The organism is Chthonomonas sp. (assembly GCA_016788115.1).
Taxonomy (GTDB): Bacteria; Armatimonadota; Fimbriimonadia; order Fimbriimonadales; family Fimbriimonadaceae; genus UBA2391.
The window spans coordinates 354354-373323 of the sequence record JAEURR010000006.1; the positions used below are offsets into that span (position 1 = coordinate 354354).

Below are 18970 nucleotides of genomic sequence, written 5' to 3' on the forward strand. Positions count from 1 at the left end.
CTTTCACGTAGGAAAAAAAGAGATTTATGAGTACGGCAAATCCCGAAACCCTCGACGGGCAGCCAGGACTCCTAGGGATTGATTGGATCAAAGTTCGAAATAGCCCCGCATTTGTACCGGGACTTATCGTGCTCGCCTCCATCATCTTTGGGTTCTTCGCGCTGCTCCAGAAGCTCCCGGACATGTGGTTCGACGACGAGGGCTACTACTCCCACGGCGTTCTAGTTCCGTTCATCGCGGGATACATCGTCTACAAATGGTGGCCGAAGCTTTCCACCATTCCGGTTCGGCCGTTCTACCCGGCGATCGCAATCGTCTTAGGGGCACTGTTCGTATACCAACGCGCATACGTTGCTGGGATCGATCAGTTCATGTCCGCGGCCTTCGTGCTCGCGTTGCTTGGCGGAGCTTGGTTCACCCTCGGGTTCAAATGGACGCTTTACCTGGCCGTCCCGATCCTGTACTTGGCATTCATGCTGCCCGTATGGACCGGTGCGATCGACTCATACACGAACCCGTTGCAGCTCCTCAGTACTAAGATCGCTTACGGAATGCTTGACATCGGCGGTTTCAGGCCGTTCCAAGACTCCCCGACAATCATTTACTTGAACCGCTTCACGCTTGACGTCGGCGTACCCTGTTCGGGGTTCAAGCTGGTGCTTGCGGTTAGCTGCTTCATGATCTTCTTCGTCTGCATCGCGCGGCTCAATATCTGGGCGAACATGATCATGTTCGTCAGCGTGCTGCCGCTATGTCTGTTCATCAACGGCCTGCGCATCGCGCTAATCGGCGTCGTGGGGGACGAATTCGGCCAGGATGCGGGACATAAATTCCACGACTACAGCGGATACCTCACGTTGCTGATCTGCTTCTTCGTGCTCTTCAAATTAGCGAGGATACTAGGATGGAAGGACTAAACACCCGATCAATGTTTCTGGCCTGCGTGATGGCATCTGCTGGCGCGTGGGTCATGTTCTCAAGCAAGGTAGACACCCTCAAGCGTACTGAGGACGAACTCCTGGCCATGGCACCCATGAAGGTCGCCGGAATGGACTATCTGCCGGCAGCCGAGGACGGTCGCTTCTCGTACAAGATGGATGAGATGACCTATCGGGTCCTTGCACCTTTCGGCATCGTTGCCAGACAGTACACCGATGGTGTGAAAGGCTTTGATGCCGTACTCATCGCGAGCCGGTCTAAGGCAAGCTTCCACGACCCACGGGTGTGCTTCTCCGCCCAGGGATTCACCCTGGAAAAGATGATCCCTTCGACTGTCGTGACGAAATCACGCGGCACAGTGCCCATCACGCTCATCACGATGACCTCGGATAAGATGCGCAACCAACTGGCTGCGTTCTTCTATCGCGGTCCGGGCGGAAAGTTCTACGGCAGCACCCAGAAGCTCAAACTCGCACTCCTTTGGGAGCAGTTCAGCTTCGGAAAGGACATTGACGGCGTGTTCTATCGCGTCTTCCCGACCAACGAGACCACAACCGAGGAAGAACTCAAGAAGTTCATCGGCGACTGGCTCGACGCAGCCAACGAAAGCAGCAAGGGCTACTTCTAATCTGAATTGACTCAAAGAGAGATGGGGTCCGCTCAACACGTTGAGCGGACCCCATCTTCGTTTATCTGCGTGATTACCGGCCGCTGACGCCTTCGCTGCCCGTCTTTCCGGCGAAGCTCTCACCCGCATGGGGCATGGAGATGTCTTCCACGGCTGGTCCGAGCGTGTGCTGATCAAACACGACGTCCTCGCCTCCGAGCGGGACCTCTTTGCGGAGCGGGTATCCCACCCAATCGTTGGGCAGCAGGAAACGCTCTCCCTTGATTGGACCGTTCCCTTCAAACTCAACGCCATACAAATCTTGGATCTCGCGCTCGGGGTACTCCGCGCCGAGGAAGATGTCCTTCACCGTCGGTACCGGCTGGCCGTCCTCAACGGTTACCTTCAGGAAAAGTCGCGAGAAGGTCTTCGTTGACATGAAGTTGTGGACAACCTCAAATCGCTTGGCTTCGCCAGCGGGCCAGTCGCGTGCATGCGTCCATGTGGAGTAGTCCACGCCCACGCACTCGCTGTAGTAGTCGAAGTTCATCGCTTGCTTCAGGAACGTGACGACCTTGTGCAGGTCGCCCACCGCGACGCCAATGAACAAGTCGTCCCGTTTCAGGGTTGCGAACCGAATCGCATCGCCGAACTGCTCCTTGAGCTTAGAAACCTCTGCTCGGTCGGTCACCACACTCACTGGGCACCACCTGCCGCCGGAATCACGCGGCTCGAAATCGGCTCGCCCAGCGTATCGGTCGAGTCGTGCATCTCAGCCTTCACCTCGCCAAGCTTAATTGGGTCGAGCGAAGTCGATTCGTCCCAGTCGATCGCATTTTTGCGGAGAACGTAGAAGTCCCCCACCAACCACAAGAACATGTAGATCGCAATGACCGTGAACGTGAACATCTGGAAGCCTGTGTCGGCGAATCGGTACACGGTGAGCCAACTCCACAGGAAGACGACTTCGATGTCAAACAGGATGAAGAGCATCGCGACGAGATAGAACTTGACTGGGAACCGTTCCCGCGCGTCGCCCTGAGGTGCCACGCCGCACTCATAAGGAGACTGCTTGTAAGGAGTCACCTTTTTCGGGCCCAAGACCCAAGAGAGGGTGACCATCGCGGCACAAAGGAATGATGCGAGCGCGATGAGAATCAGAACCGGAGTGAAGTCGCCGTTCATGCTCACGTGAGAATGTACCCGTTGAGAGCCCGCGAGTAGAATCAACCCCGATGAACCTTGAGAAAGCGATCGAAGCGGTCATGGAGGGTGCGGTGCTGTCAGAAGTGGAGGCGTCCGACATCATGAGCGCGATGATCGTCCCCGAGGCTTCTGTCGCCCAGGTCGCGGCGCTCCTGATCGCTATGCGGATGCGCGGCGTCCAATCGGTCGAGCTCACCGGCTTCGTGAAAGAACTGCGCACCCAAGCCGTCAAGGTGCAGACCTCTTCGGACCGTCTTGTGGACACCTGTGGCACAGGCGGCGGCTACCCCAGTTTCAACCTCAGCACCGGTGCAGCAATCGTCGCCGCGGCCGCCGGAGCCCGGGTCGCCAAGCACGGCAATCGCGCGGTGACGAGCAAGTGCGGGAGCGCAGACGTCCTCAAATCGCTCGGGGTCAAGATGGCCGATTCGGCTGCAACAGCTGCGGACGAACTGAAGCGGCTGGGAATCACATTTTTGTTTGCCCCTGCGTTCCACCCTGGGCTGAAGAACGTCGGGGCCCTCCGCCGAGAACTCAAGGTCCGAACGGTGTTCAACATCCTTGGGCCGCTTCTCAACCCCGCGGGTGCCAAGCGCCAAGTCATCGGGGTCTATCGCCCTGAGTTTGTCCGACCTATGGCCGAGACCTTGTTGCAGCTTGGATGCGAACGGGCCATGGTCGTACACGGGGCGGGCATGGATGAAATCTCGGTCACCGAGCCCTCCACCGCGATCAAGGTGGAGCACGGAAGGCTCACAGAATGGACACTTTATCCATCCACCTTCGGGCTTGGCGACGGGATCGACATTTCGCCCGGGGACACGCTCGAGGAAAGCGCTGAGATTTTGCTCCAGGCCCTCAGTCCTGGCAACACAAGCCGCAACGAGGCGCTCATCCCGGGTTCCGCTGCTGCGCTGTGGGCGGCAGGGGTCATCGAGGACCTCCCAGCGGGAGCTGAGCTGGCCCGAAACACCATCGAGTCGGGAGCCGCTCGGGCCAAGCTGGAAGCATGGCGGAGCTGACGGCGGCCCATGGGTCATAATCGGGCAGCTTGAACACCCTCATGCAGACTTTGCCCCTCATCCCATACGCCCGACCTGTGCAGGACGGTCACTGAGCGAATGTTTACTGGTCTGGTCCAAGCCGTCGGCACAGTCAAGGAAACACGCCCGGGCAAGCTCATCTTGTCCCCGATCGACCTCGGTGATGAGCCCGTTCAGCTCGGCGAGAGCATTGCCATCAACGGTTGCTGCCTCACCGTAATCGAATTCGAGCCGGGCATGACCTTTGAACTCAGCCCCGAGACCTACACCCGTACCAACTTTGGCGACGTGGTGCCCGGGTCGGGCGTGAACCTGGAGCGGGCATTGCGGGTCGGCGACCGGCTTGGCGGCCACATCGTCCAGGGGCACGTCGATGCGATTGGACGCATCCTCGATATTCAAGAACGAGGCGAGCACACGGTCTATCGATTTGAGGCACCCGATGCCCGCTACCTCATCGACAAAGGGAGCGTCACCGTCGATGGAATCAGCCTCACGGTGGTCCATCCGACCGACGCCCATTTTGAGGCTTGGGTGATCCCTCATACGCGTCAACACACGAATCTCATGGACCGAAAGGTCGGCGACCGGGTCAACTTGGAGTACGACGTTCTGGCGAAGCACGTCGAGCGACTGATCAACTTCCGTATCAACGGCTGAGAGCATGATGGACAGAGGCACATGGTGGTACCGATTTATCTGTGACGCGACGCGTACGCTGGTCTTCCGGCCGTTCGGTGGACTGCGAGCGATCCACCCCGAGAAAATCCCAGACGATGGGCCGCTCATCTTCGCCCCCACCCACATGAGCAACTTCGACCCGCCTGCGTGCGCGTGCTGCCAACCGCGCTGCCTCACCTTCATGGCCAAGCGCGAGCTGTTCAAAGTGCCGGTCATTGGGCCGATCATCCGCTCCGTCGGCGCGTTCCCCGTGCGCCGTGGAGAGAACGATTCTGAAGCGATCCGCCTCGCGATCAGGTTGCTGGAGGAGGGCCGGGCCGTCTTGGTGTTTCCTGAGGGCACGCGTGGTGACGGAACTCATATGGGTCCGATTTCGTCGGGCCTTGCGATGCTGGCCAAGCGAACGAACGCTCGAATCCTCCCGATCGCGATGATCGGTTCGCACATCACGCTGCCAAAGGGTCGTAGCTGGCCCCGACGACATCGCATCGACATCGTTTTTGGAGACTCGTTCACGTTTGACGAAGTCGCGGGCGAGGGGAACGAGCGCTTGAAGCGCGTGCGGTTTGTCAACGAGCTTGCAAAGCGATTGGCGGATCTCAGCGCCGCCCACGGTCAGCCGCTGATCATCGCAGAGTCCAATCGAACGACACCAGACTCCGGTTCTGCTGAAACTGAATCCGGAACTTCAGCTCCTGCGTCGCCTGAAACTCAAAGCCAGCCCTGAGGTCGCGGGAATCGTGCTGCGAAGTGAGGCTGAATCGATCGGTGAGCGGTAGTTTCATTCCGAAAAGCAGTCCTCGATAGCGCCCAGTACCCCCTCCGAGCGTGAGCTCCGCTGGCACGTTTCCGTTCGACTCCCCCTGGAGTCCGAACTGCCAGGTCGCGACGAGGTAGAGCGACCGCCCGTCGCGTGTGCGATTGGGCAGGTCCACTACGCCGATCGAAATCCCCGGGATGGCATCGGGGAACGGAATCAAAAACTGGTACGCCAGATCCACCGAGGCACGCCTCCCTCGCTCGTCGTAGGTGAGGGCGGTCTCCCACGCCTCACCGATCGGTGCCTGTACGGCAAACTCCCGCCGATCTCGGAGGTTCAGCGAACTCGCCCCATGCAGCCGCAAGGTCCGCTTTAGGACCTTATGGGCGTTCGGAATCTCACCTACCAAGCCGGGATCAGCCCACGCTACGACCGCAACGAGCGTTCCGAGAGCGAAGCACAGCGCTCTCAATTAGGCGTCGCTCCCCTCTTCGAATAGCCCCGCGCTCGCGGGAAGCGCGGACACTTCGGGAGCATGGATCGTGCGGGCCGAAATGTCGATGTCATTCAGGTCCACCACTGCGGCCTCCTGCGCACCGCCAAGAGACTTGAGTTTGCGCGCCTTCGGCAAGATGTTCCGTTCGAGCGAACCGACGCTGTCATTGTAGGCATCCACCGCCTGGGTGAGCTTCTTCCCCATATTCTGGTAGTGGTCGGCGAAAACTCGGAACGCCGAATGGAGATCGCGTCCCAGCGTCGTAATATGCCGCGCCTCTTCGGCGAGCTTCTCTTGCCGCCAGCCTGCTGCGACCGACCGAAGCAGCGCGATGAGCGTTGTTGGCGTCGCAATGAGCACGTTGTTGTTCACCCCAAACTCGATGAGGCTTGGATCCTGTTCGAGCGCGGCGCTGTAGAGAGACTCGCCAGGCAAGAACAGGACCACAAACTCGGGCGACGACTCGAACTGCTTGTCGTATGACTTGGCGCTGAGCTGCTCCACATGCTTCTTGACCTGTCGTGCGTGCTCGACCAGCATTGTGCGCCGCGCGTCCTCCTCTTCGGCATCGACGCTCGAGAGGTAAGCATCGAGCGGAGTTTTGGCATCGACCACCACCGTTCGGTTATTGGGCAGCTTCACGATGAGGTCGGGTCGCAATCGTCCGTCATCGGTGTTCAAGTTCTTCTGCGTCTCGAAATCGCAGTACTCGAGCATGCCCGCCATCTCGACGACCCGCTTGAGCTGCAACTCACCCCACTGCCCGCGCCGGACCGGGTTGCGCAGTGCTTGGACGAGATTCCGCGTCTCGCGCTGCAGCCGCTCATGGTCGCCCTTGACCGTTTCGAGAGACTTGCGCAACTCGCCGTACGCCTCGGTGCGGGCCCGCTCCATGTCCTGTTGCACGACGTTGAAGTTGCCGAGCTTCTCCTCAATCGGCTTCAATAGGGCCTCGATCGCGACTTTGCGCTTGTCTAGATCGGACTCGCTCGCCCCGCGGAGCTTTTCGAACTCCGACTTGGCGAGTTCGAGGAAGGTGCCCTGGCTCGTCTGGACGGCGGTGTTCGCGAGATTCTGAAACGCCTCGCGCATACGATTCTCAGCGTCCGCCAGGAGTTGCTTTTGTTCGGCAAACTGTCGATCGCGCGCGGCGGCTTCCGCATCCAAAGTGGCAATCTTCTGCCCCAGCTCATTGGCTTCGGCCCGGGAGCGGTCAAGCGCCTCTTGCAGCGGACCCACTGCAGAGGCACGCTCAACGAGTGTGGCCTTCTCGACTTTTAGGGCATCGAGCTCGCCCACCTGTCCCAGGCGCGGGCGCAACAGGATGTAGACCAAAATTCCGACGAGTACGCCACCCGCGACGAAAACACCTAGACCTATGACGAGTGGCATGAACTGAATTCTATCTCAGCCACCCAGCATCTCGCGCACAAATTCTCCGCGCACGACGCCCACGACCCACTCGGTCTCCTCCTCGGTCGGCCGTTGATGCCAATCGTACATGAACCCTTCCACCAGGTCGTCGCGGTGGACGGTTTTGTTCAATTGGTATACAGGCAAGTAGGTCTCCCGGAGGACGGGATAACACTTGTTGGGGAGTGGCGGCTGCATCACCGCGTAGTCGTCCGTGACGTCGATGATCACTACTTTTGTAAGGTTAAAGCGCCAAAGTTCAGCATCCATGCGTGCACTCATACGTGTCCCTAGAGACGGACCAGCAGCAAGTGATGATGCATTTCGATGAGTCTTTGCGCGCGTCTTGCTCTTTTGAACCCAACCTAGGATAAAATGAACTCGGAATAATTCCTACACCCGATCAGCAACGGCGCTGCTCTGGCCATATTAAACAACGAGGTAACTCTCACAATGAAGCGCAAGGCTTTTACTCTTATTGAACTGCTGGTCGTCATTGCGATCATCGCGATCCTCGCGGCGATCCTCTTCCCTGTTTTCGCGCAGGCGAAGCTGGCAGCGAAGAAGACTCAGATGATCACGAATGCTAAGCAGACGGGTCTGAGTATCATTCTCTACACCGACTCAAGCGACGATTCGTATCCGATCTGCGTCGTTCCCAACCTCACCGCTGCGGTCGAGACTTACCGGCCGTTCGATAACACGGCTCAGGCGCCCAATGGCTGGTTCAACTACCCAGGAGCCCAGGACGAGTACGCCCTGATCTGGACGAATACGACCGAGCCGTATCGCAAGAACTCTGGCATCGTCGAGATGCCCGGCGCAAAGGTCGTGCAGATCTCGGCCGCACCGTGGGCCGCAGGCTACGGCGCGAAGCTGAAGACACCATGGAAGACCAACCTGACCATGAACGGCAACCTGCATACGATGTCCACCAGTGGCGTCGCTTCGGTCAGCCGCATGCCGCTTGCCTGGCAGGGCTTTGGCGACATCACCCAGGAGGGTGCGACCATGGCCAACCCGCGCTTGCTGTGTAATGGTACGGGTCCGTGCCGCTTCAATCCCGGTGGACTGCCGCAAGGCAACGCCACAGGCACGCGCGGCGACGTCTTCACCATGAGCAGCCGCTCGCAGGGTGGTCCTCGCTACGCACCGTTCGGTGGTCAGAACATCTACGTGTTCTGCGACAGCTCGGCCAAGGCGATCAGTTTCGGTTCTGGCAACAAGTCGTCCTACCCATCGAGCACGAACTCGCTGGTGCCGCTCCAGTTCCTGGATTCGGAGACGTATGCTGAGTCGAACTTCATCCGCGGCCGTTTCGCAGGCTCGACTTCGATCCTGTACGTCGCGGCGTTTATGCCGGATAACGAGTTCTCGAACTAAGGTACAAATCTGATGATGAAGAAGCTTAGTTTGCTCCTCGTTTTGGCCGTCGCCATCATGGCTGTCGGTTGCGGCAAGAAGGAAGAAGCTGCGGCACCTGCCACAGCACCGGACGCCACGGCAGCAGCTCCTGCCACAAAGACTGACCCCAACGCAGCAGTTGGCGGCGCGGCAACCACCGCTCCTCCGCAGGAAGCGACCAACACGGGCGTTCAGGACGTCAAGCCGACCGACGCAGGGACCCGCTAAGAGTCCTCGTCAAAGGCAATGAGAAAGGGCGGCGCGAGTTTCGCGCCGCCCTTTCTTCATCAGTCCTTCTTCGGGACCAATTCCGTCGCCGGTCCGACATCGACGGGTCGTTTGAAGACCCCCTGAATCTCGCTATTCAGCAGATCCCGCGGCATGCCAGGCGCTTTGTCTCCGCCGCGCCAAGTAAAGGGGAGCAAGACCGTAACGCGACGATTGCTAAAGTGATACGGGTCTTCCGGTACCTTCAAGCGCGTCGGGCCGTACGCCCGGACCTCCAGAAACTGATTGCTCGGGACGCCGCTGCCGCGGAGAGCCCGTCGCATGGCGAAGGCACGATCGTTACTCAAGTCCCAGTTGTCATAGCCGTTCCCCACGTAGGGGCGAGCATCGGTGTGTCCCTCAATCACGATCTTGCGATTGACACGCGTCAGGATGGGTGCCACTCGTCGGATCAGCGTTAACGCTCCCGGCCGGATCTGCGAGGAACCCACTTCGAAGAACACCGCGCCCGCGTTCTCCACAAAGTCGATCACGAGCCCTTCGTCGTTGACCGAGACTTCGACGTTCTTGTACAGTGCCTGGACGGCTGCGTCGTTTGGCCCGGCACCGGTCCCGGACTCGTTGGCGGCTCCTTTCAGAGCGTTCTTGATTTCGGCTGCGGCACGCGCGGCCTCGGTTCGCTCGGTTCGGATCTCCGTGTCGCCTGCACCTTTGCTACTGGACTTCGACGTGCTGTACGGACTGCCATTGCTAGGCTGGATATTAACGCGCGACTTGGGCTCGTTCTTGGTAAAACCGAGCGGGTCGTTGAAGTATCCCTGGATCATGCTCCGGGTGGAGTCGGTCATTCCCATGATCCACATAACCATGAAGAACGCCATCATCGCCGTGACGAAGTCCGCGTAGGCGACCTTCCAGGCACCACCGTGGTGACCGTGGCCATGACCCTTCTTCTTCTTGATGATAATGGGAGTGCCGTCAGCCATAGCGATTCGCGCTCGTTAAGCGGCCTTCTCCTTCACCGCCGTCTCCAACTCAGTGAAGCCAGGTCGGAGGGCGGGAACGATGTTGCGGCGAGCGAACTCCACGCAGGTGATCGGCGATTCGCCGCGGGCAAAACTGAAAAGGGCAAACCGGATGCAGTTCATATACTGCTCTTCGGATTTGAGACGAATCTCCATCGCCTTGGCCATCGGGCCGAACACGCCGTACGCGAGCAAGATACCGACGAAAGTACCGACGAGAGCGGCAGCAACCGACTGACCGATTGCGGCGGCTTCGCCACCAATCTTTCCCATCGTGATGATAACGCCCAAAACGGCAGCGACGATACCGAAACCGGGCATGGCGTCGCCGACGGTCTGGATTGCATCGACAGGTACTTTGGCTTCAGCGTGGGCGACCTCGAGGTCAAGCTCCATCATCTCGGCGAGGTCGTGCGGACCGACGGCACCGGTGAGGATCACCTTCAGGGTATCGCAGAAGAAGTCAGTGGCGTGGTGATTCGCCAGGAATGTAGGAAACTTGCTGATGATGTCGGACTCCGACGGCGATTCGACGTGCTTTTCGAGGCCGAGCAGACCTTCCTTCCTCGCGATCGTGAAGAGCTGGTACATCATCTTCAGCAGATCGACGAACGCCGGCTTTGTGAATGGGTCTGGCTTCAGCAGCCCCATGACCGCCTGGATACACGCCGTGAAACCGGACATGCCGTTGGCAGCGATGAGCGATCCCGCAGCACAACCACCCAGGATCACGAATTCGTTGATCTGGATGAGAACGGCGATGTTACCGTGGTGCATGACATAGCCAATCAAGGTGGCTGCCAACACGATAAAGATTCCAATGAAGGTGAACATAACCTTTGCGCGCGGGAGACAGTCGGTCTCCTAGCAGATTTATCGGCAAGATGCGGCCCAAAACGCAGGCTGTGATCGGAGTCGGTACACTTTCCGGGTCCATGACCCTCGAACAGCAAATCGAATTCCTCTCTCGCGGTACGACCGAGATCATCAACCGCGACGACCTCACGAAGAAGCTCGCATCCGGGAAGAACCTGCGCATCAAGCTGGGCGTGGACCCGACTGCTGCCGACGTGACCCTCGGTTGGGCGGTGGTCCTGCGCAAGCTCCGCGACTTCCAGCGCCTGGGCCACACTGCCTGTCTGGTGATCGGCGATTTCACCGCCCAGATCGGCGATCCGAGCGGAAAGAGCAAGACCCGTAAGCAGCTTACGCGTGAGGAGGTGCAGTCCAATGTTGAGGCGGTCTCGCAGCAAGTCTTCAAGATCCTAGACCCGGATCGCACCGAGATCAGCTACAACCGCGATTGGCTGGGAACGATGACCTTTGAAGACGTGATTCGGCTCGCATCGCGCACCACCGTCGCGCGTATCCTCGAGCGCGACGATTTCTCCAAGCGACTCAAGGAGGAGCGACCGATCGCGCTCCACGAGATCCTCTATCCGCTCTGCCAAGGGTATGACTCGGTCGCACTGCGAGCCGACGTCGAGCTCGGTGGGAACGATCAGATGTTCAACAACCTCGTCGGCCGGACGCTGATGAGCCAGTACGAGATGGAACCGCAAGTCGTGGTGCTCTCGCCGTTGCTCATCGGCACCGACGGAACCGAGAAGATGTCCCAATCGCTCGGCAACTACGTCAGCATCATCGACACGCCCCGAGACATGTACGGCAAGACCATGTCGATCCCGGACTCACTCATCGAGAACTGGCTGGTGCTGTGCACCGATGTTCCCATTGATGAGATCGCGACGCTCGTGAAGAGCTGCCACGACGGCAGTGTCAACCCGCGCGACGTTAAGCGGCGGCTCGCCCGCGAGATCGTTTCCCTGTACCATTCGGCTGAGGCCGCGGAGGCGGAGGACAACTACTTTATCGAGACGTTCTCCAAGAAGACCCAGGTGGGCGACGCCGAAGAGGTGAAGATCCCCGAGAGCTGCATCCACGATGGTCAAATTGCCATGCATGCGCTGATCACGACGCTCGGGTTGGCCAAAAGCAATAGCGAGGCCAAGAGCAAGATTCAGCAAGGTGGCGTCGCACTGGATGCGGACAAGGTGTCCGACTTGCTGATGCCCATCGACCAGGTTGTGGGCCGAATCTTGCGGGTCGGAAAGCACGAATTCCGCCGCCTATCGTAGTCAGCGAAACCGACCTCCACAAACTAAGGAGGGCAGAAGCGGATTTCCGCTTCTGCCATTCAGTAGTGTTTTCGGGAGAGGCCTGTGCCTTACTTGGACTTGCGTCGTCGGGCAACGAGTGCAAGGACACCAAGTCCCATCGCGGCGATCGAGGCTGGCTCAGGCACAGCCTTGATGAATCGCTGCTCAACCAGGCCGATACCAGCGAGGTCGCGGGCGTCAGTGTTTGGAGCACTCAGGAAGATCGACTTCTTAACCTTGATGAACTTAGCTGGCTTGCGCAGTGTCCACGCCTTGTTGAACGAACCCGAGGTCGTCGAAGTCACGAGCACGCCATCGTTGATGCCGTTCGTAAAGTCGTTCTGATCCTCGACGATCTCCGAAACCTGGACGAGACCGCTGCCGGTCGCGAGAGCGTTACCAGCAAGCTGGACGCCGGTGATCATCTCGTTCGCACCTGCGGTCACGAGGAACGTGATCGAGATGGTCGTGCTGCGGAGCGGCAAGTTATCGCCAACCCATGCCTTGTTGAATGTGATGTCAACGTCGCAATCGTAGGTCTTGATAAAGTGGTCGGTACCAAGCGTACCGATGATGCCAGCATCACCCGTGATGACGAAGTTCGAGAACGTGAGGGCATTTGCACCCACGGCTGCAGTCGCCACCAGCGCAACCGCAATCATCTTTCCTGTAATTTTCTTCATTCTGTCCTCCCTAGGGCAAAAGCCCAGAAAAATCAATCGAAACGAAACTTAAGCTCGGTTGCGTCGACGTCGAGCTGCGAGACCTGCAATACCCAGGCCAATCGCCATCATCGTGCCCGGCTCAGGGACGAGCTTGATGTTCTGCTCAACGAGGCCCACACCTGCGAGGTCAAGCGCCTGAGTGTCGAACGCGTCCATGAAGATCGTCTTCTTGACCTTGATGTGCGTCGATTGTCGCGAGAAGACAATGTTCTCGGCGATGGCGAATGTGCCTGCGTAGTAGTCCTTCGAGAAGCTGGCGATCACACCGGGGTTCACGACGTCTTCGATCGTCTCGACGACGCGAAGGTGGCCGCTGCCCAGCAGAAGCGTGGTAGCCGAGAGCTTGAGTTCGTTAAGAACCATTGCCGTCGGGCTCTTGGCCTCGTAGGTGATGTTGATCGTGCCGAAGCGGAGCGGCTGTGCGTCTCCGACTAGGGCCTTGTTGAACGTGAAGTCGATGTCCGTTGCGCCAGGCGTAAAGAAGTGGTCGGTACCGAGGGTTCCGAGCAACTGCGACGGGCCAGTGATCGACACGTTCGAAAACGTAATCGCGTTTGCGGCTGCAACTGCGCCAAGCGCAGCAACGGCCATAAGAGCCTTACTAAATACTTTATTCACTACTGTCCTCCCTTGGGAAATCCCAAAAAGTGGGCCGAAACGACCCTGAATCATTTGCATCGCACCCATGAAGGGCTTTGATACGAACTGATTATAACCCAGGGGAGCCCAAATGCAAAGAGCGGATTTCGAGTTTTTGTCAATATTTGCAAGTTCGGCGTCACATTTCAGTCTGTTCACGGTCCTATCTTCGGCAGAAACTAGTAACCTTGCTAGTAGCTCGCACGCGAGCTACCCGCGTGCCCGGGCGAATAGGCCACAATCGGGGGAGAGAAAACGATGAAAGCAGTCGTGATGGCGGGCGGCGAAGGATCCAGGCTACGGCCCATTACAGCGAACCGGCCCAAGCCGTTGGTCCCCGTGGCCAACGAGCCGATCATGCAGCACATCGTACGGCTGCTCAGCCGCCATGGGGTGAAAGAGGTCGTGAGCACCCTCCACTACCTGGCCGACGAAATTCAGGGCTATTTTGACGACGGTAGTGATTTCGGGGTCAAAATGCACTACAGCATTGAGGACACTCCCCTGGGCACCGCTGGCTCGGTCAAGAAGGCGGAGGCACTGCTGCAGGGCGAGACCTTCTTCATCGTCTCTGGTGACGCTCTCACCGACTGCGACCTAAGCAAAGCACTCGCCTTCCACCGAGAAAAGAAGAGCCTCGCCACCCTCGTCCTGTACCGCGTGACTTCCCCGCTCGAGTTCGGTGTGGTCATCACCGATGACGACGGGCGCGTCGTACGATTCCTCGAAAAGCCCAGTTGGAGCGAGGTCTTCAGCGATACCGTCAACACCGGCATCTACATCCTCGAGCCTGAGATTCTCGAGATGATGAAGCCCGGCAAACAGTACGACTGGAGCCAGGACATATTCCCTGAATTGCTCCGCGAGGGCAAACCCCTCTACGGCTACGTCATGGACGACTACTGGTGCGACGTCGGGACGCTGGAGCAGTACCGCGAAGCTCAGGAGCACCTCCTATCCGGGCGGATCCACCTACCCATCCTGGGCGAGCAAATTGAACCAGGCATCTGGGTGGGTCCCAACACCAACATCGATGAGCGTGCGGTCCTCATGCCTCCCATCGTCATCGGCCGTAACACGAAGATCAAAGGCGACGCCAAGATCGGCCCGTATACCGTCATCGGCGACAACGCGCTGCTCGAAGAGGGCGCCCACGTCGAGCGCTCGGTGGTCTGGGACGGGAGCTACATCGGACCGAACGTCACCGTCCAATCGGCCATCATCGGAGCGCGCTGCACAATCAAACGCGACTGCCAGATCGGCGAGGATGCGGTGGTTGGAGATCGCTGTCTGATCGACACCGGCTGCACTATTCGTCCCCGAATCAAGCTCTGGCCGGACAAGGTCATCGAGCGTGGCTCGACGGTCACCATGTCGCTGGTCTGGGGCAACAAATGGCGCGGCAATCTGTTCCGCGAGCTAGGCGTGGCCGGACTCTCGAACGTCGAGATCACGCCCGAGTTTGCCACACGATTGGGTTCTGCGTTCGGCTCAATCCTGCCCAACAAGGCCACGATCGTTACCTCACGCGACAGCAGCCGCAGCAGCCGCATGATCAAGCGGGCCATCATGGCCAGCCTGCTCAGCGTGGGCTGCGAAGTCCTGGATATGCAGAGCTCCGCGGTCCCGGTGGCGCGGCACTTCATCCGTACAAGCGGCGCTTCGGGCGCAGTCAACGTCCGCAAGATGCCAGGCAACTCTCGCGTCACGCTGATTGAGCTATTCGATGCACGCGGCAACTACCTGAGCAAGTCGCACGAACGCAAAGTCGAGACCGCGTTCTTCCGCGAAGACTTTCATCGGTGCGATCCGGACGATCTGGGCGCAATCGAATACGCGAGTCGCGCCATCGAGGACTACACGAACGACTTCTTTCACCAGCTCGGCCCGATCCAGCAGGGTCGACGTCTGCGGGTGGTTTGCGACTTCGGCTACAGTGCCATCAGTTCGTTCTTTGCCGCAATGGCCGGACGGCTTGAGATCGACACCATCAACATCAACTCCTTCAGCGATTCGAAGCGAGCCCCGCGCAGCCCGAGCGAGATTGCCCGGCACATGGAGAACTTGCAGCAGATCGTGGGGACGCTCGGCTACGACTTCGGGGTGCTCTTCACGAACGAGGGAGAGCGATTGACGGTGGTTGACAGCACCGGAGCGATCCTGAGTGGTACCCAACTTTTGGCGGCAATGAGCATTCTGAAGGCTCGCACGAACAAGAACCCGACCCTGGCCCTGAACGTCACAGCATCCAGCGTTCTCGAAGATCTGCTCGTGTCGAACGGAGCTTGTGTCGTCCGTACCAAGGCCGACTCGCGCGCCCTGATGGCGGCAGCCATGAACCCGGAAACCCAGTTCGCAGGTGACTCCAGCGGTGGATTTATCTTCCCCAGCTTGCACCCGGGCTTCGATGCCATGTTTGCACTTGCCAACTTGGTCCTGATGCTCGAACGCGCCGAGACGACCCTGCGCGACGTTGTCGCCGGCCTCCCCGCCTTCCACGTCAAGTACCAGCAGGTGCGCTGCCCGTGGGAGTCCAAAGGGACCATCATGCGGGTCCTTACGGAGTCTCAACACCCGGACCAAATGGAACTCGTGGACGGCGTCAAGCTACTTCAGCCGGGCGGGTGGGCGCTGGTGCTTCCCGACTCGTTTGAGCCCGTCTTCCATATTTTCGCCGAGGGCGAGACGGACGAAATGAGCCAGGAGTACCTGGACCGGTACGTCCACCAAATTGAGGAGATGCAACAACATCCCGCGTGAGCGAATCCGGCAAGATCCGTAGCATCGAAAGCCTGCGGGGTCTCGCCGCCCTCTACGTTGCGCTCGGCCACATCGTGACCATGGTCGATCCTGAACGTAACGCCGCTCGCACCGGTAGTTTGCCTGCTTGGCTCGCCCAAGTGACCCACCCAATGTGGTACGGACACCTGGCCGTGGCTGCGTTCATTGTCCTCTCCGGTTTCAGTCTCCAACTCTCGCTGTACCTGCGTAACGGCGACGGGCAACTCAAGGACCTCCGCCGGTACTTGGTGCGACGCTGCCGCCGGATCTTGCCGCCTTACTACGCGTGCCTGGCGTTCTCGCTGCTGGTTTGCGTGCTCGTCACCACAAAACTACCCGGGCTTCCTTTCACACAATATTTACCGCTGACCGCCGAGAACGTTGGTGCACACCTGCTACTTGTCCACAATTTTGATCCAACGTGGATGTACAAGGTCAATGGCGTCCTCTGGAGCATCGCCATCGAGTTCCAGCTATACTTCGCGTTCCCGGTCCTCGTCTGGGTGCTCATGCGGTTCGGAAAACTGGCCGTGGTGACCTGCACGTCTGTCGCCGCCTGGCTGCTGATCCTCCAAGTCCCGGGCGGGATAAAGCTTTACTTCTGGTACGCCGCGCTCTTCGCACTCGGCATGGTCGCCGCGCGGATGGCAATGGATTCGCGGGAAGAGCCCCCAACGCACGGTGTGCTCATGCTGTGCGCTGGCGCGCTGTTTGGCGCGTCGGTTTGGTTTGCCACTTCGCGCAAAGACCTATGGGTTGCGGACGCGTTCATCGGCCTCGCGGTCGCGGCCGTCCTCATTGCGATCACTCGCTACCGCGGCTCATGGTCGGACAGGATGCTCGGCGCACGCCCGCTAGTCTGGTTGGGAAGCTTTTCTTACAGCCTCTATCTGATGCACCATCCGCTGCTCCAGGTCGGTTACTTCCTGCGCCCCGAGTGGGCGGCGACGCCCACCCGTCAGACCGCCTGGCTGCTGGCCTGGTTTCCGCTGGTACTGCTCGGGTGCTACGGGTTCTACTGGGTCTTCGAGCGGCCGTTCATCTCGTCTCGCCGCCACACGCCTTCCCCCGAACCCATTACGTCCGCTTGAACTTGCGCAGGAGTTCGCCCTTCCCCATCACGATGGTGATCGGACGCCCGTGGGGGCACAGGTACGGATTCTCGGTTTGAGCCAGATCGATGATGAGCTTCTCCATCTCGGCAAAACTCAAGGGGTCGCCAGCCTTTACCGCCATCTTGCACGATGCGGTAACCCATAGATCCTGGCGCGCCGGACTGACGCACCCGCCCATCCCCTCCATCATCTCGTCCGCGATCTCGCGCAGCACCTGCTCGGGCGCAACACGCAACGCAGCAGGCACGGCGCGAACCAAGATCGCATCGTCCCCGAACTCCGAGATCTCAAATCCTAGCGCCCGCAAGGTGTCGGTCTGATCGAGCAACGCACCAGTCGAACGCCGGTCCAGCGTCACTGTAACCGGGACCAAGAGCGGTTGCTGCTCAACCATCCCAGACCCTCGTTGCCGCACCAGCATTTCGTACAAGATCCGCTCGTGCGCGACGTGCTGGTCGATCACCAGCAACCCTTCGCAGTTCTCCGCGATGATGAACGTGTTCATCGACTGACCGATGACGCGCAGGTCTTCAAGGAGCGAGCAATACGCGTTCGGCGGGACCGGGGTCGTCAGCAACTGGGGACCCTCGCCAGGCGCAAACAGGGGCTGCTGTGCGTCGATTGAAGCCTGAGCCTGGCTTAGCGTTGCGTGCCAAGGCGGAGCCGAAAGCTCATCGAGCGCTTGGTTGACGCGCATGAGACCAGCGGCATCCGGGATCATTCCGTGGTGAAGCAGCGCTTGCTTGACTGCGTGCCGGACTGCGTCGTTCACCGAGACTTCGTGCTGGAATTTGACTTCAGACTTAGTGGGAGATACGTTCATATCGACCCGAGCAGGATCGACATCGATGATCAACGCGGTCAGCGGGAACCGCTTTTCGGGGGTCAATACCCGATACGCCAGATCGACCGCTACCTGTAGCGCGCGCGATCGGATCGGCCGCCCATTGACGAAGAGCCACTGGAACGCGCGAGTTCCCTTGGTAAAGTGCGGTGGGCTGATAAACCCCCGGACCCGGACACCTTCCTCAAAGTGATCGAGTTCGGCCAACGCGCGCGCCGCATCACGACCCCAGACCTCTGCCAGCGCCCCGAGCAGGTCGTCGTCCCCCGCGCTCTGCAGCACGACGGTCTTGCCGCTTCGGATGGTGAACCGGACGTCCGGCCGGACCACCGCCAGCCTCTGCACGACGTCGACGCACGCATTCAGCTCAGTGGTGTCGCTCTTCAAAAACTTGAGCCGCGCGGGGGTGTTGAAGAACAGATCCTCGACGACGACCTCTGTCCCCTGGGGGCCGCTCACCGTACGAATGGGCTCAATCACGCCCCCATCCACGACAAGTTCGTACCGGATGCCATCGCCCGTTCCCGTGGTCACGCGCATGCGAGAGACCGAAGCGATGCTTGGGAGCGCCTCCCCGCGGAATCCCAAGCTCGCCGTTCGGCTCAGGTCCTCGATCCGCTGTATCTTGGAAGTCGCGTGGCGTTGCAGGGCGGTCGTCAGGTCGTCCGCGTCCATACCGCAGCCATTGTCCCGCACAAGCAGACGTTCGATCCCACTGCGATCTAGCTCGACTTCGATCCGCGTTGCCCCGGCGTCCAGGGCGTTTTCGACGAGCTCCTTGAGCGCAGACGCCGGGCGATCCACAACCTCGCCCGCCGCGATCTGGTTGATCGTGTGGGCGTCCAGCAAACGGACGCGGGCGCGAGGAGTCTCAACAGGGGTGCTCATGGAGTCGTCTCCTATTA

At 59.6% G+C, this 18970-nt stretch carries 20 protein-coding genes; 10 read left to right on the plus strand and 10 right to left on the minus strand.

Going from position 1 to position 18970, the window contains the following annotated elements; genetic code table 11:
* Positions 1-26: 26 nt before the first annotated feature.
* Both JNM85_06865 and JNM85_06870 read left to right on the plus strand, forming a co-directional pair.
* Positions 27-917: an exosortase/archaeosortase family protein gene (locus JNM85_06865; GenBank protein ID MBL8087776.1), complete on the plus strand. Its 891-nt coding sequence runs from the start codon at positions 27-29 to the stop codon at positions 915-917.
* Positions 918-928: 11 nt separating this feature from the next.
* On the plus strand, positions 929-1567 hold the full coding sequence (locus tag JNM85_06870; GenBank protein ID MBL8087777.1) for an exosortase-associated EpsI family protein: 639 nt from the start codon (positions 929-931) through the stop codon (positions 1565-1567).
* A gap of 73 nt (positions 1568-1640) precedes the next feature.
* Here JNM85_06870 and JNM85_06875 read toward each other — a convergent pair whose 3' ends face one another.
* Both JNM85_06875 and JNM85_06880 read right to left on the minus strand, forming a co-directional pair.
* Positions 1641-2240, minus strand: coding sequence for an NADH-quinone oxidoreductase subunit C (locus JNM85_06875; GenBank protein ID MBL8087778.1), 600 nt, complete (start codon positions 2238-2240; stop codon positions 1641-1643).
* Positions 2241-2242: 2 nt separating this feature from the next.
* Positions 2243-2731 carry an NADH-quinone oxidoreductase subunit A gene (locus tag JNM85_06880; GenBank protein MBL8087779.1) on the minus strand — a complete coding sequence of 163 codons (489 nt, stop codon included), beginning with the start codon at positions 2729-2731 and terminating at the stop codon, positions 2243-2245.
* 50 nt (positions 2732-2781) lie between these two features.
* Here JNM85_06880 and trpD point away from each other — a divergent pair, with 50 nt between their 5' ends.
* From trpD to JNM85_06895, 3 genes are all read left to right on the plus strand, one after another.
* Positions 2782-3774: an anthranilate phosphoribosyltransferase gene (gene trpD, locus JNM85_06885; GenBank protein ID MBL8087780.1), complete on the plus strand. Its 993-nt coding sequence runs from the start codon at positions 2782-2784 to the stop codon at positions 3772-3774.
* A 99-nt stretch (positions 3775-3873) separates the two neighbouring features.
* Positions 3874-4455 carry a riboflavin synthase gene (locus tag JNM85_06890; protein MBL8087781.1) on the plus strand — a complete coding sequence of 194 codons (582 nt, stop codon included), beginning with the start codon at positions 3874-3876 and terminating at the stop codon, positions 4453-4455.
* A 4-nt stretch (positions 4456-4459) separates the two neighbouring features.
* Complete coding sequence (locus JNM85_06895; GenBank protein ID MBL8087782.1) at positions 4460-5203, plus strand: 1-acyl-sn-glycerol-3-phosphate acyltransferase; 744 nt, start codon at positions 4460-4462, stop codon at positions 5201-5203.
* On the opposite strand, the gene JNM85_06900 is transcribed toward JNM85_06895, so the two are convergent.
* From JNM85_06900 to JNM85_06910, 3 genes are read right to left on the minus strand one after another with little or no spacing between them, the layout of a single operon-like run.
* Positions 5103-5708: a hypothetical protein gene (locus JNM85_06900; GenBank protein ID MBL8087783.1), complete on the minus strand. Its 606-nt coding sequence runs from the start codon at positions 5706-5708 to the stop codon at positions 5103-5105. The genes JNM85_06895 and JNM85_06900 overlap by 101 nt on opposite strands.
* Positions 5709-7124, minus strand: a complete 1416-nt coding sequence (gene rmuC, locus JNM85_06905; protein ID MBL8087784.1) for a DNA recombination protein RmuC — start codon at positions 7122-7124, stop codon at positions 5709-5711.
* A 15-nt stretch (positions 7125-7139) separates the two neighbouring features.
* A complete protein-coding gene (locus tag JNM85_06910; GenBank protein MBL8087785.1) occupies positions 7140-7415 on the minus strand; it encodes a hypothetical protein in 276 nt (91 codons plus the stop codon).
* A gap of 183 nt (positions 7416-7598) precedes the next feature.
* Between JNM85_06910 and JNM85_06915 the strand changes: the two genes are divergently transcribed.
* Both JNM85_06915 and JNM85_06920 read left to right on the plus strand, forming a co-directional pair.
* A complete protein-coding gene (locus tag JNM85_06915) occupies positions 7599-8528 on the plus strand; it encodes a prepilin-type N-terminal cleavage/methylation domain-containing protein (protein ID MBL8087786.1) in 930 nt (309 codons plus the stop codon).
* A gap of 12 nt (positions 8529-8540) precedes the next feature.
* Positions 8541-8777, plus strand: a complete 237-nt coding sequence (locus tag JNM85_06920) for a hypothetical protein (GenBank protein MBL8087787.1) — start codon at positions 8541-8543, stop codon at positions 8775-8777.
* Positions 8778-8836: 59 nt separating this feature from the next.
* Here JNM85_06920 and JNM85_06925 read toward each other — a convergent pair whose 3' ends face one another.
* Positions 8837-9763: a flagellar motor protein MotB gene (locus tag JNM85_06925; GenBank protein MBL8087788.1), complete on the minus strand. Its 927-nt coding sequence runs from the start codon at positions 9761-9763 to the stop codon at positions 8837-8839.
* A gap of 15 nt (positions 9764-9778) precedes the next feature.
* Positions 9779-10636: a flagellar motor stator protein MotA gene (motA, locus tag JNM85_06930; GenBank protein MBL8087789.1), complete on the minus strand. Its 858-nt coding sequence runs from the start codon at positions 10634-10636 to the stop codon at positions 9779-9781.
* A 101-nt stretch (positions 10637-10737) separates the two neighbouring features.
* Between motA and JNM85_06935 the strand changes: the two genes are divergently transcribed.
* Positions 10738-11940: a tyrosine--tRNA ligase gene (locus JNM85_06935; GenBank protein MBL8087790.1), complete on the plus strand. Its 1203-nt coding sequence runs from the start codon at positions 10738-10740 to the stop codon at positions 11938-11940.
* 89 nt (positions 11941-12029) lie between these two features.
* Here the strand turns inward: JNM85_06935 and JNM85_06940 are convergent, their stop codons facing one another.
* The gene (locus tag JNM85_06940) at positions 12030-12644 is read right to left on the minus strand and encodes a PEP-CTERM sorting domain-containing protein (protein MBL8087791.1); all 615 of its coding nucleotides are present in this window, start codon (positions 12642-12644) and stop codon (positions 12030-12032) included.
* Between the two features lie 48 nt (positions 12645-12692).
* Positions 12693-13304: a PEP-CTERM sorting domain-containing protein gene (locus JNM85_06945; GenBank protein MBL8087792.1), complete on the minus strand. Its 612-nt coding sequence runs from the start codon at positions 13302-13304 to the stop codon at positions 12693-12695.
* A gap of 279 nt (positions 13305-13583) precedes the next feature.
* Between JNM85_06945 and JNM85_06950 the strand changes: the two genes are divergently transcribed.
* Complete coding sequence (locus JNM85_06950) at positions 13584-16085, plus strand: NTP transferase domain-containing protein (GenBank protein MBL8087793.1); 2502 nt, start codon at positions 13584-13586, stop codon at positions 16083-16085.
* Positions 16082-17197 (plus strand): acyltransferase, encoded by a 1116-nt coding sequence (locus JNM85_06955; protein ID MBL8087794.1) that lies wholly within the window; start codon positions 16082-16084, stop codon positions 17195-17197. The genes JNM85_06950 and JNM85_06955 overlap by 4 nt, the downstream gene beginning before the upstream one ends.
* Here the strand turns inward: JNM85_06955 and mutL are convergent.
* Positions 17184-18953, minus strand: coding sequence for a DNA mismatch repair endonuclease MutL (gene mutL / locus JNM85_06960; GenBank protein ID MBL8087795.1), 1770 nt, complete (start codon positions 18951-18953; stop codon positions 17184-17186). The two genes, JNM85_06955 and mutL, sit on opposite strands and share 14 nt — an antisense overlap.
* Positions 18954-18970: the final 17 nt, after the last annotated feature.

Bases quoted from the DNA above. Each gene is read 5' to 3' on its own strand.
- JNM85_06880 (MBL8087779.1), bottom strand. From the start codon at position 2,731: ATGAACGGCGACTTCACTCCGGTTCTGATTCTCATCGCGCTCGCATCA.
- JNM85_06890 (MBL8087781.1), top strand. From the start codon at position 3,874: ATGTTTACTGGTCTGGTCCAAGCCGTCGGCACAGTCAAGGAAACACGC.
- trpD (MBL8087780.1), top strand. From the start codon at position 2,782: ATGAACCTTGAGAAAGCGATCGAAGCGGTCATGGAGGGTGCGGTGCTG.
- JNM85_06920 (MBL8087787.1), top strand. From the start codon at position 8,541: ATGATGAAGAAGCTTAGTTTGCTCCTCGTTTTGGCCGTCGCCATCATG.
- mutL (MBL8087795.1), bottom strand. From the start codon at position 18,953: ATGAGCACCCCTGTTGAGACTCCTCGCGCCCGCGTCCGTTTGCTGGAC.
- JNM85_06935 (MBL8087790.1), top strand. From the start codon at position 10,738: ATGACCCTCGAACAGCAAATCGAATTCCTCTCTCGCGGTACGACCGAG.
- JNM85_06925 (MBL8087788.1), bottom strand. From the start codon at position 9,763: ATGGCTGACGGCACTCCCATTATCATCAAGAAGAAGAAGGGTCATGGC.
- JNM85_06865 (MBL8087776.1), top strand. From the start codon at position 27: ATGAGTACGGCAAATCCCGAAACCCTCGACGGGCAGCCAGGACTCCTA.
- motA (MBL8087789.1), bottom strand. From the start codon at position 10,636: ATGTTCACCTTCATTGGAATCTTTATCGTGTTGGCAGCCACCTTGATT.
- JNM85_06910 (MBL8087785.1), bottom strand. From the start codon at position 7,415: ATGGATGCTGAACTTTGGCGCTTTAACCTTACAAAAGTAGTGATCATC.
- JNM85_06915 (MBL8087786.1), top strand. From the start codon at position 7,599: ATGAAGCGCAAGGCTTTTACTCTTATTGAACTGCTGGTCGTCATTGCG.
- JNM85_06950 (MBL8087793.1), top strand. From the start codon at position 13,584: ATGAAAGCAGTCGTGATGGCGGGCGGCGAAGGATCCAGGCTACGGCCC.
- JNM85_06940 (MBL8087791.1), bottom strand. From the start codon at position 12,644: ATGAAGAAAATTACAGGAAAGATGATTGCGGTTGCGCTGGTGGCGACT.
- rmuC (MBL8087784.1), bottom strand. From the start codon at position 7,124: ATGCCACTCGTCATAGGTCTAGGTGTTTTCGTCGCGGGTGGCGTACTC.
- JNM85_06895 (MBL8087782.1), top strand. From the start codon at position 4,460: ATGATGGACAGAGGCACATGGTGGTACCGATTTATCTGTGACGCGACG.
- JNM85_06870 (MBL8087777.1), top strand. From the start codon at position 929: ATGTTTCTGGCCTGCGTGATGGCATCTGCTGGCGCGTGGGTCATGTTC.